Genomic DNA, 14,981 nt, shown 5'->3' on the forward strand with positions numbered 1-14,981 from the left:
TCCCTGTTCGAGCGCCTGAAACAGAGATCCCCGCTTTCGCGGGGATGACACCGTTTTTCTTTGGAACGAAGAGCGCCTACCTAGCCGCCCAAAGCAACCCGCGCTTCAAGATCGTTCGAACCTGCGGGATTTCCAGCTCATCCGCCGTATGCCCGAGCGAGGAGTAAAACACCCGCCCCTGGTCATGCGTGGTCGTAAACACCACCGGCATCACCACATCCTTGCGCCAGGGATGAAACTCCCCCGAGAACCTGGTCGTGGCCAACACCTCAACCGCGGGATCGTAGTTGAGATAATACTGCTCCGAGGTGTGCTCAAAGCTTTCGATCCCCGCCATGATCGGATGGTCCGACCGCGTCACGTCGACCTTATAGGTGATGATATTGCCCGGATGCTGCACCCAATAGACACTGGCCGCATAGCGGAAGGGCACGCTGGCGCGAAACGTCGTCGCTAGCCCCATGTGATAGCCCGCCAGCCCCGTCCCTGCCCGAATGGCGGCGACGAGATTGTTCATCTTCTCGGGCGCCAGCGTACCGTCGGTAATGACAGGCACAACGAGGTCATTGCTGCCGACATCCTCGGCACCCAGCGCCTCATAATCCGGCGTCACGGTGACGGCAAAACCCTCTTCCTCAAGCAATTGCCTGACGACATTGGCGCCGCGTTCCGGCGTATGCAGCTCCATGCCGCCCCAGACGACGAGTGCTTTTTTGGTCATAGCCCCAATCCCACCGCCTCAGTCCGATGCACGCCCTTCGGCACGAAGGCAAAGGCGTCTTCAATGCCTAAAAGCTTCGCTGAAAGATGCACCACCGAGAGCCACATTTCCGTGCCCTGCAGGCCCGGCGTCTGCCCATCGGCAAAGGCAAAGCCCTTCCCGTCGATCCAGCGCTCTCCCGCCCGCGCGATGACAGAACGCGCAATCTGCTCCGCCTCCGCCCGCCGATGATCGGTCTGGCTCAGGCACAGCAACAGCGGATGAATGGTATCGAGCAGGTTACAAGCGGTATAAGTCCGCCCAGAGAAACCGCCATAATTCCGATGGTTGAGCAGCACAGAGTCGATCGCCGCTTCCGGCCGCGGCACGGCAATGCCGAACTGCGCATAGGTGCCGCGAGTCAGCCGGTAAAACCCGTTGACTGGCTGCAACAGCCCTTCCGCCGCCGTCTGCGATCCCCAAAGCCCCGCACCGCGATCCTGCCGCATCGCCAGCCAGCCAAACACCGTTTCGCGAGAGGTGCCGGTCGTAAAATACCGCGCATTGAAATAGAGCGCCGTGCCGATGGCATCGACAGTCGCCCCCGCGCCCCAGGCTCGCTCGCGCCAGGGCAGGCTTTCGAGCCAAAGCCGCAATTCGGTCGCCGGTATCTCCACCGCCTCGACGCGATGTAGCGGCTGCCCGCCCAACACCTCGATCGCGTAACCCGTCGAGAGCACATTATAGAGGGCCAGCCCATCGTCGCGCTGCGCCGTGCCCGGCTTTGGCGGCTGGAACGGATCGGGGAACAGCCCGGTTACCGCGTCCTGCACCACCTGCAATCGCGCCAGCGTCCCCGGCACATCGAGCCCCGGCGGCAGCTGACCAAACGAAGTCGCAATCTCGATAGCATCGCAAAGATGCCGATTGCTCCGCCGCGCCTCGCCGTCATGCTCACGCGACACATAGGCTTCGCCATCGAAATTCTCGGCCAGCACGTCGCGCCACTGTTTTCCCGCCCGATCCCCCAGCGCCTCAAGCTGCTTTCGCGTGTCGTCCTTGCGACCCCGGCCACGAAAACGCAGCACCTTGGCCGGCACGCCACCAACGATGGCCATCGCTGGCACATCCTTGCTGACCACCGCGCCTGCCGCGATCACCGCGCCACGCCCAATGGTGACGCCATCGACGATAACCGCATTGGCCCCGACCCAAACATCGTCCTCGATGATGATGCCAAGGCTCTCGTGCTTCTGGAGATAAATCGGCACCTCGGGATCGTCATAGCCATGGTTGAACCCGACCAACGACGCATGGCTCGCGATCCGCACGCCATCGCCGCAGCGCACTTTCCCCGAGATCATCGCATAGGGATTGACCGTGCAATGCGTGCCGAATTCGACATCGCCACGCACCAGCGCGTGCCCGCCAATCCAGCTCTCCTCGCCCAAGACCAGATGGGTCGTAAAGATCGCCGCATCCGCTGCCACATAAGCACTCGGCGCAAAGCTCGCCCCCGCCCGCAGCGCCAGCTCCGCCTGCCGCGCCCGGTGCTCGGCGCTGTCGACATCCTCAGGCTTCCGATCCCAGGTGAGGAATTGCAGCCGGGCATTCCACCAGTCTGCGTCCTCACCCGGCAAGGGACCAATGCTGTTCATCACGCCAGCCTTTCCAGCAATTCCGGCTGCACTTCATAGAGCATGGGCTTGCCCTCGATAAAACGCTCGATCTCTTCCACCGCCATCAACCCCAGCCGCAACCGCTCGGTGCCGATAGCCCCCGCCACATGCGGCGTCAGAAACACATTGGGCAGCGTGAAGAGCGGCGAGTCATCATGCGGAATCTCCGGATCGGTCACATCGATGACACCAAAGATCCGCTGCGTCTGCAACTCGGCCACCAAAGCCGCCTCGTCGATCAGCCCGCCGCGTGCGGTATTGATGAAGGTCGCTCCGTCCTTCATCAGTTTCAACTGCCGCGCCCCAATCATGCCCCGCGTCGAAGGCAGCAGCGGCGCGTGTATGGAAACAACATCCGACCGCGCCATAAGCGCGTCGAGTTCCACCAGCTCCACCCCTTCGAGATCGGGATCACCCGCCTGCACGAAGGGATCATAGAGCAGCACGGAAAAATCGAAATTGCGCAGCAGTTCGATTACCCGCCGCCCGATGCGCGATGCCCCGACAATGCCCACGGTCCTGCGGAAATTGCCGATTTCCGTATCGCCCAGCGCGTAGCTGGAGCGGCGGTTCGGTTCCTGCCGGTAGAGATCGCGCAGGGTAAAGATGTGCTTGGCCGAAAACAGAATGGAAGCCAGCGTGAATTCCGACACCGGCACCGCATTGGCCTCGGCCGAATGCGTCACCCTGATCCCGGCCACATAGGCCGCCGGGTCGACGGTGAACTTCACCGTCCCTGCCGCATGGGCAATCAGCTTCAGGTTCGGCGCCGCCCGCAAAAGCTCCGGCCCGATCATCGGACAACCCCAGCCGGAGACAAGAATTTCAGCCTCGCCCAAAAGCCGCCTTGCCTCGGGGTCGGAGAAATTCTCGATCGGCTCGCGCTGCAGGACCTCGCAGGTCTGTTCGAGGCGGTCGCGAAGAGCGTCGTCGAAGACGTGCCGCGTCTTGTCTGCCGCCATGGCAAAGAGAAGTTTTGGACGCATCAGTTCCGCTCCGGCACCAATATGGCACTGACATCAACGCCTTCGCGGGCGAAGAGCGCCTCAAGCGCGGCAAGGTCAGGCGCATGCGGCGGTGCCACGAGCGCAGCCTCCGCATCAGCCCCCGCCGGCAGCGCCATGGCCGCCGTCATCAGCACCGTCGTTCCCACCGGAATATCGCCGAGCAATTGCGGCACGATCGATTTCGAGACGACCAGGTTCGTATTGGGCAGCGCCCGGAACGCCCGCCCTTGGCGCTTTCCACCGAGATCGAGAATGGCACTGACATCGGTCTTGCTCTTGGCCACCCCGCGACCTGGCTCGTCGATATAGGTGTCGGCATTGAAATCGGCCCGGCCGATGGCGAAACCACCTTCGGTCGCCTGCAGAGGACGCGGCGTGTTGATGCGATGGACGCGCACATGCCAGTGATGGGCCGGAACAAGCCAGGTCTCGACCGTTACGTCAGCCCACGGCTTCCAGCGCGCAAACAGCACATTTTCGGCGATCTGGGCGACCTCGTTGCCCTCGCGCACCCGGTAATGCAGCCCGTCATCGGTAAAGGCCAGCATGCCGTCAAACGCGCCGCTATCGTAGTCGCGATCATCCGACTCCACCGAGAAGCCGTAGCGCGAGGAATAGACGAATTTGCTATACTTCTCCGCGCCCTGGCGCATGTGCCAGGTCTTTCGACCGAACCGAACCTGCTGGCCGCTCGAGAGGGCCACCACATTGCCCTTGGTGTGCTGCATCACCATGCCCGGATGCTTCAGGGGCACGGGCTTCGCATGGAAATCGGCCTCGACCTCTTCTGCAGTCCAGAACGGATGGTCAGCCGGCAGCGCCAGCGGCAGAAAGGCTTTCAGCGCCCAATAGGGCGAGCCCGCCGAATTGTAGCTCTCGGACATGAAGAGGTTGGGATAGCCATAGCCGATCGACAGCACGCCGTTGGCATGCGCAATCGGCAGCTTGCTCCACCAGCGCAGATGCCGCAGGAAGTGCCCCTTGATGACACCCCAGGGCAGCGCCTCGACATCGGCAAAGGCCAGCGCACCCCAGAACCCACCGCAGGCAAAGCGATAGGTCAGGCTCCGCCCAAAGGCCAGCGTGCCGCCATCCTCATCGAACCAATGCTGAATATCCCAGGCAAAGAGCCGCGCCCGCTCCTTGTAGTCGGCCACGCGCTTCTCATCGCCATTGGCGAGTTTGGAATAGATCAGCCCATAAAAGTGCATGGCGAAGGGAATGTAATGGTCGACCCGCCGCACATTGCCGTCGCGATACCAGCCATCCCCGAGATAGAAACCTTCCAGCTCTTCGAGGTACTTGTCGGTCAGCGATCGGTCGAAATCGACCCCACACTGTTCAAGCCCAAGATCGACCAGGATGCGGAAGAACTTCCAGTTATTGTCCGCATAGTCGAATTTCCGCGCATGCTTCAAATAGGCCGCCAGATTGTCCTTGGCCTTCTGCGGCAGCGGATCCCACACCAGATGCGGCAGCATCTTCATGGTAAAGCCGATGGCCGCCAGTTCCACCTGACGCTGGTCAGTGCCGTTGACGGTGCCCCAATATTCCGGATGCTCGGGATCGGTACCATTGGCGAGGCCCTGCCGGTAAAGCTCCCAGTGGTCGAACTCCCCACCACCCGCCGCCAGCGGCGTCAGCCCCCAGAGCGGGCGAGCAAAGCCTTCAAGATCAGCTGCGGCGCGATCGAAATGGGCCCCGGCCCCATCGAGCCGCACGCGGGCCGACCCTTCGGAGAAATAGGGCAGCAGCGGCTGGAACAGGTCGCGAAGCCCCTTTTCGACATCATCGCGTGACTTGAGCGGGTTACCAAAAAGCGGATTGGCCGTGGCCGGATCATAAGTCATTTCAAGCAAAAGCCTTTTGCGGCGCAGCGTCGTAAGCGCCCTTGAGATTGAGTGTTTCGGCAAAGTGGCAGGCGGCCATCTGGGCCGTGCCATTGATGGGGCGCAGCACCGGCTTTTCAGCCCGGCACTTGTCCTCGGCATATTTGCAGCGCGTGTGGAACGGACACCCCTGCGGACGATTGCCCAGATACGGGATTTCGCCCTTGAGTTCCTTGTTCCGCCCCTTGCGCCGCGTCGGATCGGCAATGGGCAGCGCTTCGAGCAGCATTTCCGTATAGGGATGCCGCGGCCGCTCAAACAGCAGTTCGGTCGGCGACGTCTCAACCACATGGCCCAGATACATCACCACCACCCGGTCGGCGATGTAGTTCACCACGCCAAGGTCATGGCTGATGAAAATATAGGTCAGCCCGAACTCTTCCTTGAGATCGTCGAGCAGGTTCAGAACCTGCGCCTGGATCGACACGTCGAGCGCCGATACCGCCTCGTCGGCAATCACCAGCTTCGGGTCCAGCACCAGCGCGCGGGCAATGCCGATGCGCTGCCGCTGCCCGCCCGAAAAGGCATGCGGATAGCGCCCGATGGCATCGGCCGGAATGCCCACCTTGGCGAGGGTGGAAACCACCCGCTCCTCCAGCTCCCGTCCCTTGCAGATCCTGTGGACCCGCAGCGGTTCGGCGACGATGTCGAAGACCCGCATATTGGGGTTCAGCGAGCTCATCGGATCCTGGAAGATCATGCGGATGTCGCGCCGCCACGGCTTGATGGCCTTCTTGTCGAGCGAGGTCAGCTCGACCTTCTGCCCACCCTCCTGATGGTAGAAAACCTTACCCTCGGTCACAGGCTGCGCCTTGATGATGCAGCGCCCGAGCGTGGTCTTGCCGCAGCCGCTTTCGCCAACAATGGCCAGGGTCTCCCCCGCCTCCACCGTCAGGTTGATATCGTTGAGCGCTACAAGGTCCCGGCTCTGTTTGAAGAGCCCGCCACCGAGCGTATAGACCTTTGAGAGATTTTCGACGGAAAGCAGCGTCGTCATGCGAGCGCCTCCTCTTTGACCTGAGTGAGGAGATGGCAGCGCGCCATATGGCCCTCGGTGACCTGCGTGCGCTCCGGCCGCGTGCCGGCGCATGGCCCGAAAGCATGCGGGCAACGGCTGGTGAAAGAGCACCCGACCGGACGATCCTTCGGCGACGGCACCGTGCCCTTGATCGGCTGAAGCCGCACGCGATCGGCCTTCCGCTGCAATTGCGGCACCGAATTCATCAGCGCCTGCGTGTAGGGATGCTTCGGCGCCTTGAAGACTTCGAACACATCCCCCTGCTCCACCACATCGCCGAGATACATCACCGCAATATCGTCGGCGATTTCAGCCACGACCCCAAGGTCGTGAGTGATGAACAGCATGGCCATGCCGAAATCGTCCTGCAGCTGCCGCAACAGGTCCAGAATCTGCGCCTGCGTCGTCACGTCGAGCGCCGTGGTCGGCTCGTCCGCAATCAGCAGTTTTGGCGTACAAGCCAGCGCCATGGCGATCATGGCGCGCTGCCTGAGGCCGCCCGAAAGCTCGAACGGATAGGCATTGGCCCGATCTCGCGCGCCGGGCACGCCCACCTGGTCGAGCAGCGCAATCGTGCGCTCCCGCGCCTGCTTGGGCTTGAGCCCTTCATGCAGCACAATGATCTCGTCAATCTGGTTGCCGATCGTATGGACCGGCGACAGCGAGCTCATCGGCTCCTGGAAGATCATCGAAATCTGCGCACCGCGAATGGAGCGCATGGCCGTGCTGTCGGGCTTGAGCCGGGCAATATCCACCTGCCCGTCACGCCCGTCATAGACGATCTCGCCGGTACGAATATCGGCATTCTTGTCGAGCAGTCGCAGCACGGCCCGCGCCGTCACCGACTTCCCACAGCCACTTTCGCCCACCAGCGCCAGCGTCTTGCCCGGCGTGAGCGTGAGATCCACCTGCCGCACCGCCTCGATATCGGGCTCATCGGGCGAGGTGAAGACGATCGACATGTCATCGATGGAAAGGAGGGGCTTGGTCATGCCAGGCACTCCCGAAGTTGAAGATTACCGACCATGAGGATCAGCGGCGTCGCGAAGGCCGTCCCCGAAGAAGTTGAGCGAAAGGATCACAATCACCACGCAGAGACCCGGAGCCAGCAGCCACGGCGCCGTCGCCAGCGTGCGGATATTCTGCGCTTCCTGCAGCAGCGTGCCCCAGCTGACGATCGGCGGCTGCAGCCCAAGTCCGAGGAACGACAGCGCCGTCTCCGCCAGGATCATGCCTGGAATAGCCAGCGTCGCCGCCGCAATGATGTGGCTGGTAAAGCTCGGCACCATATGCCGCGTCACGATCCGCCAATCGCTGGCCCCATCGAGCTGCGCCGCAGTCACGAAATCTTCCGTTCGCAGCGACAGGAAGCGCCCACGCACCACACGCGCCAGTTCAGTCCAGCCGATGAGGGAGAGAATAATCGTGATAGCAAAGTAGGTTTGGAGCGCAGACCAATCCTTGGGTAGTGCCGCAGCAAGACCAAGCCAGAGCGGAATGGTCGGCATGGAGCGAATGAACTCGACCACACGCATCACAGTGCTGTCGAACCAGCCGCCGTAGTAACCCGCGAACCCACCGATCACGATGCCGAAGAAGAGGCTCAGCGTCACACCAGCAAGACCGATAGAAAGCGAAATGCGCGTGCCATGGATCAGACGGCTCAGCATGTCGCGGCCCAACCGGTCGGCCCCCAGCACATAGAAGGGATCGCGCGGGTTCTCGACGCCCATGAATTTCACCGACATTGGGATGAACCCGGCCAGGTAATAGGGCTTTGACGGCGCGAAGAACTGCACCGGAATGATCACTTCCGGATCGATCACGAAGCTGCGGCGCATGGCCTTGGGATCGACTTCGGTCTTGTACCCGTTCACATGCGGCTGAAACGCCCAGCCGCCGTCTTCGGTGGCGACGATAAACTGCAATCCCTGCGGCGGCGCATAGGTGTAGCGCGCGCTATAGGCGGCAGGATCGGTCGGTGCCAAAAACTCGGCAAAGGCCGCGACGAGGTAGAAGAAAACCACGATCCAGAGGCTGACCACGGCCAGCTGGTGGCGCTTGAAGCGCCGCCACATCAGGGCCAGCTGGGATTCACGCTTGAGCCTTTTCGGCGCAACGTGTTCGGCCGGGGCAATCGTATCGACGGCCATATCACTTACTCCCATAGCGAATTCGGGGGTCGATCCAGGCCAGAAGCAGGTCCGAGATCAGAGTGCCGATGACCGTGAGCACACCGAGCAGCATGATGATGGCCCCTGCGAGATACATGTCCTGCGAGGTCAAGGAGCGCAGCAGCAGCGGTCCGGCCGTCGGCAGGTTGAGCACCACCGAAACGATCACCGAACTCGACACCAGCGCCGGCAACAGCCAACCAATCGTCGACACCAGCGGGTTGAGCGCCACGCGCACGGGATATTTGAGAATGACCTTCCATTCCGACAGACCCTTGGCGCGGGCCGTCGTCACATAGGGCTTCTTGAGTTCATCAAGCAGATTGGCGCGGAGGATGCGGATCAGCTCCGCGGTGCCCGCCGTCGCCAAAACCAGGATCGGCGCCCAGGCATGGGAGAAGAAGTCCCACAGCCGCGGCAGGCTCCAACGGGCATTCTCGAATTCGGACGAGAACAGCCCGCCGATCGTCGTGCCGAACCAGACAAAGCTGAGATACATCAGCAGCAGCGCCAGGAGGAAATTCGGGATCGCAAGGCCGATGAAACCGGCGATGGTCGCGAGATAATCGCCCAGCGAATACTTCTTCACCGCCACATAGATGCCGATGGGCAAGGCGATGAACCACATGACGAGGACAGCGAGGCCTTCGACGAGGATGGAATTACCCAGGCGCCCCCAGATCAGGGTCGTCACCGGCGCCTTCCACTCAAAGCTCTGCCCGAAATCGCCACGGAACAGGATGCCCGAGAACCATTTCCAGTATTGGACGATGTAGGGCTCGCCAAAACCATACTGCACGCGCAGCGCCTCGATGGTCGCTGGATCCACCCGATCGCCATTGGCGCTGAGGGTCGCGAGATAAGTGGTGAGATAATCGCCCGGCGGCAGCTGGATAATGGCGAAAGCCACGAAGCTGACGGCCCAGAGCGTAAGAACCATGGCGATGAGACGCCGGAAAACGAAACGCATCATGGGGCGTCTCCTTGGTATTACGAACTCGGTGCCTTGGAGGCACCCCCACCCTCATTCCCTCCCCACAAGGGGGAGGGAGGCGCAGGCTGAAATGTCTCGGTTCCATCGTCTCCCTCCCCCTTGTGGGGAGGGACAAAGGGTGGGGGCGTGCGGCACACACAGCACCCGCCTTTTCAGTCCCCTCGCGGCCCTGGGGAGGGGTCGCGAGGGGCCGGGAGGGACCCTATTCCTGGTCGAAGTACCACTGGAACGGGTCATAGGGTGCCGGGGTCGGGAACAGGTATGCGTGCAGCATCGGTTCGGCGATGTTCCGCATATTGTTCTTGGCAATGTAGTAGCCATTGCCAGGCAGGCTGACGCCGATCACCGGGAAGTTCTCCTTGGAGATGGCAAGGATCTGCTTCATCAGGTCGTTACGCACTTCCGGATTGCCTTCGCTGCGCAGCTTGTTGAGCAGGTCCATCTGTTCCTTGGCCCAGTCGGCCGGCTCTTCGGCGATTTCCGGACGCGAACCCTGGAACCACTGTGCCCAGCGATAGGCCCAGACCGATTCATCGTTGGCCGGCAGGTAGTAGCGCGGCTCCTGGATCACATCGAGGCCACCATCGCCCTGCCAGATCTGGGCGTCATAGTCGCCAGTCGGGCGCTTTTCGTAATAGAGCGTGCGGTCGATATTGTTGAGTTCGATATCAACGCCACCGGCCTCGAGCTGCAGCTGCAGCAGTTCCATCATGTCGACCCATTCCGAACGGAACGAGGAGATCATGTCGATGGTGATCTTGAGCGGAGTGCCGTCGGCAAAGGTGTAGAATTCACCGCTCTTGATGAGGCCCGCGGCCTCGAACGCAGCAGCAGCCGCATCGGGGTCGAACTCGGTATACTGCTTGGCCATTTCCTCGTCATAGAACGGGGATTCCGGACGCGGCGCGGCCTGGTAGGGTTCGCCCTGGCCGGTAAAGATCACGTCGATGATTTCCTGCCGGTCGATCAGGTGGCTGATACCGACGCGGAAATCCTTGCTCTGGAACAGTTCGCGGCGCTTCTCGTCCACATGGTTCATGTTGAACTGCAACATGAGCGTATTCATGTTGGACGGGATGTTTTCGCCAAGCCGATAGTCGCCAGCTTCCTGACCATCGAAGAAGATCGGCTGGTTGGCAACGGTTGCGATATGGCGATCCTGGTAGTCGATCTCGCCATTGAGCGCCATCAGCGTGATTTCTTCGAGCGAGTCCGAAACGCGCATTTCGAGCCGGTCGATATAGGGCAGCTGGTTACCTTCGGTATCGACCTTCCAGTAGTACGGGTTGCGCACGAAGGTGGTCCGGGTCGAGTCACCCTTGAGCGGCTCCTCGATCATCCAGGCATTCATCATCGGCAGTTCCGGATTGGCCCAGCGGATGGTTTCCGTCGCCCACGAGCAGCGGTCGGTCATCCAGAGTTCCCAGGTCTCAAAGCCCGCCGCCTTGGCTTCCGCCGCCGCGTTCGGGTTGTACTTGGGGTAGAACTGGCTGCAATATTCCTTGTTGAGCGAAACCAGCGTGAGGCCGTTGATGCTGGCCAGGTCGTCCATGATCACGCCATTTGGCTTTTCAAAGACGAGGCTGAACGTCGTCTCGTCGACGACTTCGACCTTCACCGGATTGTTCGGGTTTTTCATGAAAGTGCCGGCGCCATAGGTCGGCTCGCTGAAGAGCTCGGCCGCAAAGGCGATGTCGGCGCTGGTAAATGGCTTGCCATTGTTCCACTTGAGGCCTTCGCGCAGCTTGAAGGTATAGGTGCGCGCGTCCTCGCTGACTTCCCAGCTTTCGGCCAGGTTCGGAATGATCTCTTTCCATTCGCGGTCATAGCGAACGAGCCCGTCATAGGCGACGGTGCGGCCGATCCAGGCATTGTCGAGGCCGCCGCGCAGGGCGCTGTGCCAGGTGCCGCCATAGGTGCCAACGCTTTCGACCGGCGTGATCACCAGCGGATTGGCCGGCAGACGCTCGGCAACCGGCGGCAGTTCACCGCTGGCGACAGCCGCGTCCAGCACCGGCGACTGCTGCTGCGCCCATGCCGGTCCAACCGCGGCCATCATGGCCGCAATGGCCACGGCTCCGGTCAAACCAAGAGCAAAATTCTTTCCCATACATAGTCCTCCCAATTCCGGGTTCTGCCCCGGCAATCACATTCGGCAGAGCCGCTTCCTCCGCAGCTCGCCATCGATTGACCCCGCCTCTAGGACGGCCCACCGCTCAGACGAGCGGCAAGATGACGACAGCAGGGCTCAACGCTCCGACAGCGATGCCGGAGAGCAATGCCTTGCCTAGTTCTCGACTTCTGGGATGCGACCAGGCAGTGAACGGCCGGCCTTCGGATGCTGCCTTGAGCACCGCCTGTACCGGTTCCGCATGCCACTGCCGAAGAGTCACCAATTCCCCTCCCAGGTCACGTTCGATGCCAACAGTCTGCTAACCGGCAGCTGCCTTATTCGTCACCGAACGAGTGCAACGCTATGCACAATCTTGCGCAAATTCAAGCAATTTGCGCATTTCACGCAATTTACGCAATATTGCAGGAATTGCATTGCAGAACGAGACGGATAGCGAACGAAGAACCGCACTAAACCGAGTGTTTTTCAACATGGAGGGCAAAAAAGTTTGCGTTGGGATGCTCACAACCAGGCCAAAAATCGAGCCCAAGATGCTGGCCACTGGCAGGATCTACCGATGCCAGGAAAGACCTGAACCACACGCCCATCGTCACCACCGGGCTTGTCCCGGTGGTTCATGCGGCAGCGAGATGGATTGCCGGGACAAGCCCGACAATGACGACCACGTCTTGTTCAGCTCAAGAGGCTGGAGCAGCCTTCACTCAAACGGATGAACCGTCTCGCCCTCAACCAGCGTCAGCCCGATCTCCAGGTGCTGCACCGCCCGCTCGCCGTCCATTTGCTGGGACAGCAGCCGCACCACGCCGCGGCCGATCGCCTCGCGATCCACCCGCACCGTACTGAGCCGAGGGCTCGCCATGCCGGCGATGGGAAGGTCGTCAAATCCCATCAGCGAAAAGTTCTTCGGCATCGGGGAATCCTGCCCCAGGAGAGCATCGACCATGGACACGGCGACGCTGTCATTCCAGCAGAACACAGCCGTCGCGTCATACTTGCCGCTCAAGAGGCCAGCCAGCAGTTCCTTGCCTGAATTCTCGTTGGCCGTGACGATAGTGCCCACGGCATCGGGCGTTGCCGCTATGGCCGCCTCGAAGCCGCGTCGGCGCTGCAGGATCGTATGCCGGTGCCGATAGGTGTAGTGCAGGAGCTTGCGATGCCCGGCATCGATCAGGTGCTGTGTCGCCATGTAGGCGCCGTAAAAATTGGCCGGCGCCACCGAGCTCAGCCGCATCTTGGGGTCAACGCCATTGGCCAGAACCAGGCTGACATCGGCATCCAGCGCCCATTCCACCAGCGGTTCGACGGGGTCGATACCAGCAAGAACCAGTCCGCCCGCACCCGATTTCGCCATGTGCCGCTGCACAAAGTCGAGCGTCACCAGGTCCTCATTGACCAGCCGCACATCGAGCACGATGCCCGACTCCGCCGCCTGGCTGCGCATACCCTCCACGATACCGTGGTAAAAACTCGCGAGGCTGCCTATGGCGCCGTTCAGCGGCACCATGGCGACGGCGCGCTTGTCGAGATTGCCCGCCGCCGGCACATGCTTGCTCTTATAGCCCAGCATGCGGGCAACGCGCTGCACGTCGCGTCGCACCGCGTCGCTGATGCCGATTTCATTGGCCAGCGCGCGCGACACAGTCGACACGGACACCCCGAGCTTTTCGGCGATATCGGCTTGACTGGCGCGCTTGCTTGGCATCTGAAAAATCCTGCTTACCCCTCTACGCAATATTTGCGTTTTTTGAATAAAGCAAGATTTCTCCGATTCAGGCCATTCCAAACCGCTTTCCGAGCCATTTCATCTGCTCGCGATCCTGGAACGGCCCACCGCCTTCGTGGTTGTTAAATTCATATTCCACAATGGTTTTGTCCGCGCCCGCAAAGGCCTGGTAGGCGCCGTAGACCGTCGAAGGCGGGCAAATGTCGTCCATCAGCGCCACCGAGAACAAGGCCGCCGCCTTGCTCTGCCGCGCAAAATTGACGCCATCGAAATAGCGCAACGTTTCGAAGACCTTGGCCGACTTATCCCTGTGCTGGGCAAGGTAGCGTACTATCTCGAGATAGGGATCGCGCCCGGCAGAACGCACGGCACGCGGAAAATCGCAGAGGAACGGAACATCCGGCATCACCGCCTTCACCCGGCTATCAATCCCCGCCACCGCCAGCGCAATGCCGCCACCCTGGCTGCCGCCGCAAACGGCCACGCGCTCGGGATCGGCAAAATCCTGAGCCAAGAGCATGTCAACGGCCCGCACGCCATCGGTGAAGAGGCGACGATAATAGTAGTCGTTCTTGTCCAGAATGCCCTTGGTCATCACGCCCGGAATGGACGAGGTCGAGCCGATCGGGTCGGGCGTCGCGCCCATGCTCCAGCTGCTGCCCTGCCCGCGCGTATCCATGCGGAAATAGGCATAGCCCGAGGCTGCCCAGTGCAGCAGTTCATGCGGAAAGCTGCGACCGCCGCCATAGCCGATGAACTGCACCACCAGCGGCAACTTCCCCTCCCTGTTCTTCGGCAGCACCAGCCAGCCTTTTACGGGATGCCCGCCAAAGCCGGGAAAGGTCACATCAAAGGCTTCAACGAGTTTCAGCGTCGTTTCCACCGGCTCGATGACAACCGCCCCACCAATGCCGCGGGCCTCGGCCAGTGTCTCGGCCCAGAATGTTGAAAAATCAGCGGGAATTTCTACCGCGCTGCGATAGGCACCAAGCGCGGGGTGGACGAGATCGGGGAATGGCACGGAACGATCCTGGTATGGAAGAAACTGCCCCAGCCTGCTCTCGCCGTGCGCAAATTTCCAGCCACAGGCGAGCTTTGCCACAACAATCGCGACCAGCGCGCCTATCGATGGTATCTGGCGATCGTAAGCCGATGAAATTGCAGGTTTTTCGCCACAGGCCGGAACATGGGTTCGGCCGGAACGAACAGCACCCGCCCTGCCACCACGTGTTGCCTTTGCTCCTCCGCCAGCGCTTCCGGCCGCGGCACGATCACCTGCCAGTCGTCGGTGGCCGCAATGAGCCCGCGCGCAAAGGCGTCGGCCATGCTGGCTTCCAGCACCAGTGCATTGCCGATCTCCAGCGAACCGCCGAGTTCCCGCGGATGGATTGGCACCACCGAAAGCTGCTCATGCAGAATCTGAGCATCAGGAGGAAATCGCAAACCACTGATGGCACAGCGATAATTGTAAGCGGTGAGCGCGAAACGATAGAAGGCAAGGTGACTGTCGATCGAATGGGTGAACCCGGCCAAAGGCCGCTCACCAAACCCATCCGGATCGTTTTCGTCGATCATATCAGCCCGTCTCCGTGATAATCTTACGGAGATTTTACGTTAGTGAAAACCACTAAGAGTGCCGGACACGACAGCGCGCAGCGGACCA

The 14,981-nt window shown here is 61.3% G+C and carries 12 protein-coding genes; all 12 read right to left on the bottom strand.

Annotated features, from left to right (window positions below; all coding sequences use genetic code 11):
* Positions 1 to 76 precede the first annotated feature (76 nt).
* A complete protein-coding gene (locus ACSQ2A_RS13550; RefSeq protein ID WP_295414836.1) occupies positions 77 to 721 on the bottom strand; it encodes a ThuA domain-containing protein in 645 nt (214 codons plus the stop codon).
* A complete protein-coding gene (locus tag ACSQ2A_RS13555) occupies positions 718 to 2,358 on the bottom strand; it encodes an acyltransferase (protein WP_436072651.1) in 1,641 nt (546 codons plus the stop codon). The genes ACSQ2A_RS13550 and ACSQ2A_RS13555 overlap by 4 nt, the downstream gene beginning before the upstream one ends.
* Positions 2,358 to 3,368 carry a hydroxyacid dehydrogenase gene (locus ACSQ2A_RS13560; protein ID WP_436072832.1) on the bottom strand — a complete coding sequence of 337 codons (1,011 nt, stop codon included), beginning with the start codon at positions 3,366 to 3,368 and terminating at the stop codon, positions 2,358 to 2,360. Before ACSQ2A_RS13560 ends, ACSQ2A_RS13555 begins: the two co-directional genes overlap by 1 nt.
* On the bottom strand, positions 3,365 to 5,236 hold the full coding sequence (locus ACSQ2A_RS13565; protein ID WP_436072652.1) for a DUF2264 domain-containing protein: 1,872 nt from the start codon (positions 5,234 to 5,236) through the stop codon (positions 3,365 to 3,367). The genes ACSQ2A_RS13560 and ACSQ2A_RS13565 overlap by 4 nt, the downstream gene beginning before the upstream one ends.
* 1 nt (position 5,237) lies before the next feature.
* Positions 5,238 to 6,272, bottom strand: coding sequence for an ABC transporter ATP-binding protein (locus tag ACSQ2A_RS13570; protein WP_436072653.1), 1,035 nt, complete (start codon positions 6,270 to 6,272; stop codon positions 5,238 to 5,240).
* Positions 6,269 to 7,285 (bottom strand): ABC transporter ATP-binding protein, encoded by a 1,017-nt coding sequence (locus tag ACSQ2A_RS13575; RefSeq protein WP_436072654.1) that lies wholly within the window; start codon positions 7,283 to 7,285, stop codon positions 6,269 to 6,271. The genes ACSQ2A_RS13570 and ACSQ2A_RS13575 overlap by 4 nt, the downstream gene beginning before the upstream one ends.
* A 24-nt stretch (positions 7,286 to 7,309) precedes the next feature.
* Complete coding sequence (locus tag ACSQ2A_RS13580; protein ID WP_295414845.1) at positions 7,310 to 8,446, bottom strand: ABC transporter permease; 1,137 nt, start codon at positions 8,444 to 8,446, stop codon at positions 7,310 to 7,312.
* A 1-nt stretch (position 8,447) separates the two neighbouring features.
* Positions 8,448 to 9,440 carry an ABC transporter permease gene (locus ACSQ2A_RS13585; protein WP_295414846.1) on the bottom strand — a complete coding sequence of 331 codons (993 nt, stop codon included), beginning with the start codon at positions 9,438 to 9,440 and terminating at the stop codon, positions 8,448 to 8,450.
* A 223-nt stretch (positions 9,441 to 9,663) separates the two neighbouring features.
* Entirely contained in the window at positions 9,664 to 11,571 is a 1,908-nt protein-coding gene (locus ACSQ2A_RS13590; RefSeq protein ID WP_436072655.1) for an ABC transporter substrate-binding protein, read from the bottom strand.
* Positions 11,572 to 12,292: 721 nt separating this feature from the next.
* Complete coding sequence (locus ACSQ2A_RS13595) at positions 12,293 to 13,297, bottom strand: LacI family DNA-binding transcriptional regulator (protein WP_295414849.1); 1,005 nt, start codon at positions 13,295 to 13,297, stop codon at positions 12,293 to 12,295.
* Positions 13,298 to 13,364: 67 nt separating this feature from the next.
* The gene (locus ACSQ2A_RS13600; RefSeq protein ID WP_436072656.1) at positions 13,365 to 14,339 is read right to left on the bottom strand and encodes an acetylxylan esterase; all 975 of its coding nucleotides are present in this window, start codon (positions 14,337 to 14,339) and stop codon (positions 13,365 to 13,367) included.
* A gap of 101 nt (positions 14,340 to 14,440) precedes the next feature.
* Entirely contained in the window at positions 14,441 to 14,893 is a 453-nt protein-coding gene (locus tag ACSQ2A_RS13605; RefSeq protein WP_436072657.1) for a hypothetical protein, read from the bottom strand.
* Positions 14,894 to 14,981 lie beyond the last annotated feature (88 nt).

Origin of the sequence: Devosia sp. LjRoot3 (assembly GCF_964252865.1) — a bacterium.
Lineage (GTDB): Bacteria > Pseudomonadota > Alphaproteobacteria > Rhizobiales > Devosiaceae > Devosia.

Bases quoted from the DNA above. Each gene is read 5' to 3' on its own strand.
- ACSQ2A_RS13550 (WP_295414836.1), bottom strand. From the start codon at position 721: ATGACCAAAAAAGCACTCGTCGTCTGGGGCGGCATGGAGCTGCATACG.
- ACSQ2A_RS13555 (WP_436072651.1), bottom strand. From the start codon at position 2,358: ATGAACAGCATTGGTCCCTTGCCGGGTGAGGACGCAGACTGGTGGAAT.
- ACSQ2A_RS13565 (WP_436072652.1), bottom strand. From the start codon at position 5,236: ATGACTTATGATCCGGCCACGGCCAATCCGCTTTTTGGTAACCCGCTC.
- ACSQ2A_RS13570 (WP_436072653.1), bottom strand. From the start codon at position 6,272: ATGACGACGCTGCTTTCCGTCGAAAATCTCTCAAAGGTCTATACGCTC.
- ACSQ2A_RS13575 (WP_436072654.1), bottom strand. From the start codon at position 7,285: ATGACCAAGCCCCTCCTTTCCATCGATGACATGTCGATCGTCTTCACC.
- ACSQ2A_RS13580 (WP_295414845.1), bottom strand. From the start codon at position 8,446: ATGGCCGTCGATACGATTGCCCCGGCCGAACACGTTGCGCCGAAAAGG.
- ACSQ2A_RS13585 (WP_295414846.1), bottom strand. From the start codon at position 9,440: ATGATGCGTTTCGTTTTCCGGCGTCTCATCGCCATGGTTCTTACGCTC.
- ACSQ2A_RS13590 (WP_436072655.1), bottom strand. From the start codon at position 11,571: ATGGGAAAGAATTTTGCTCTTGGTTTGACCGGAGCCGTGGCCATTGCG.
- ACSQ2A_RS13595 (WP_295414849.1), bottom strand. From the start codon at position 13,297: ATGCCAAGCAAGCGCGCCAGTCAAGCCGATATCGCCGAAAAGCTCGGG.
- ACSQ2A_RS13605 (WP_436072657.1), bottom strand. From the start codon at position 14,893: ATGATCGACGAAAACGATCCGGATGGGTTTGGTGAGCGGCCTTTGGCC.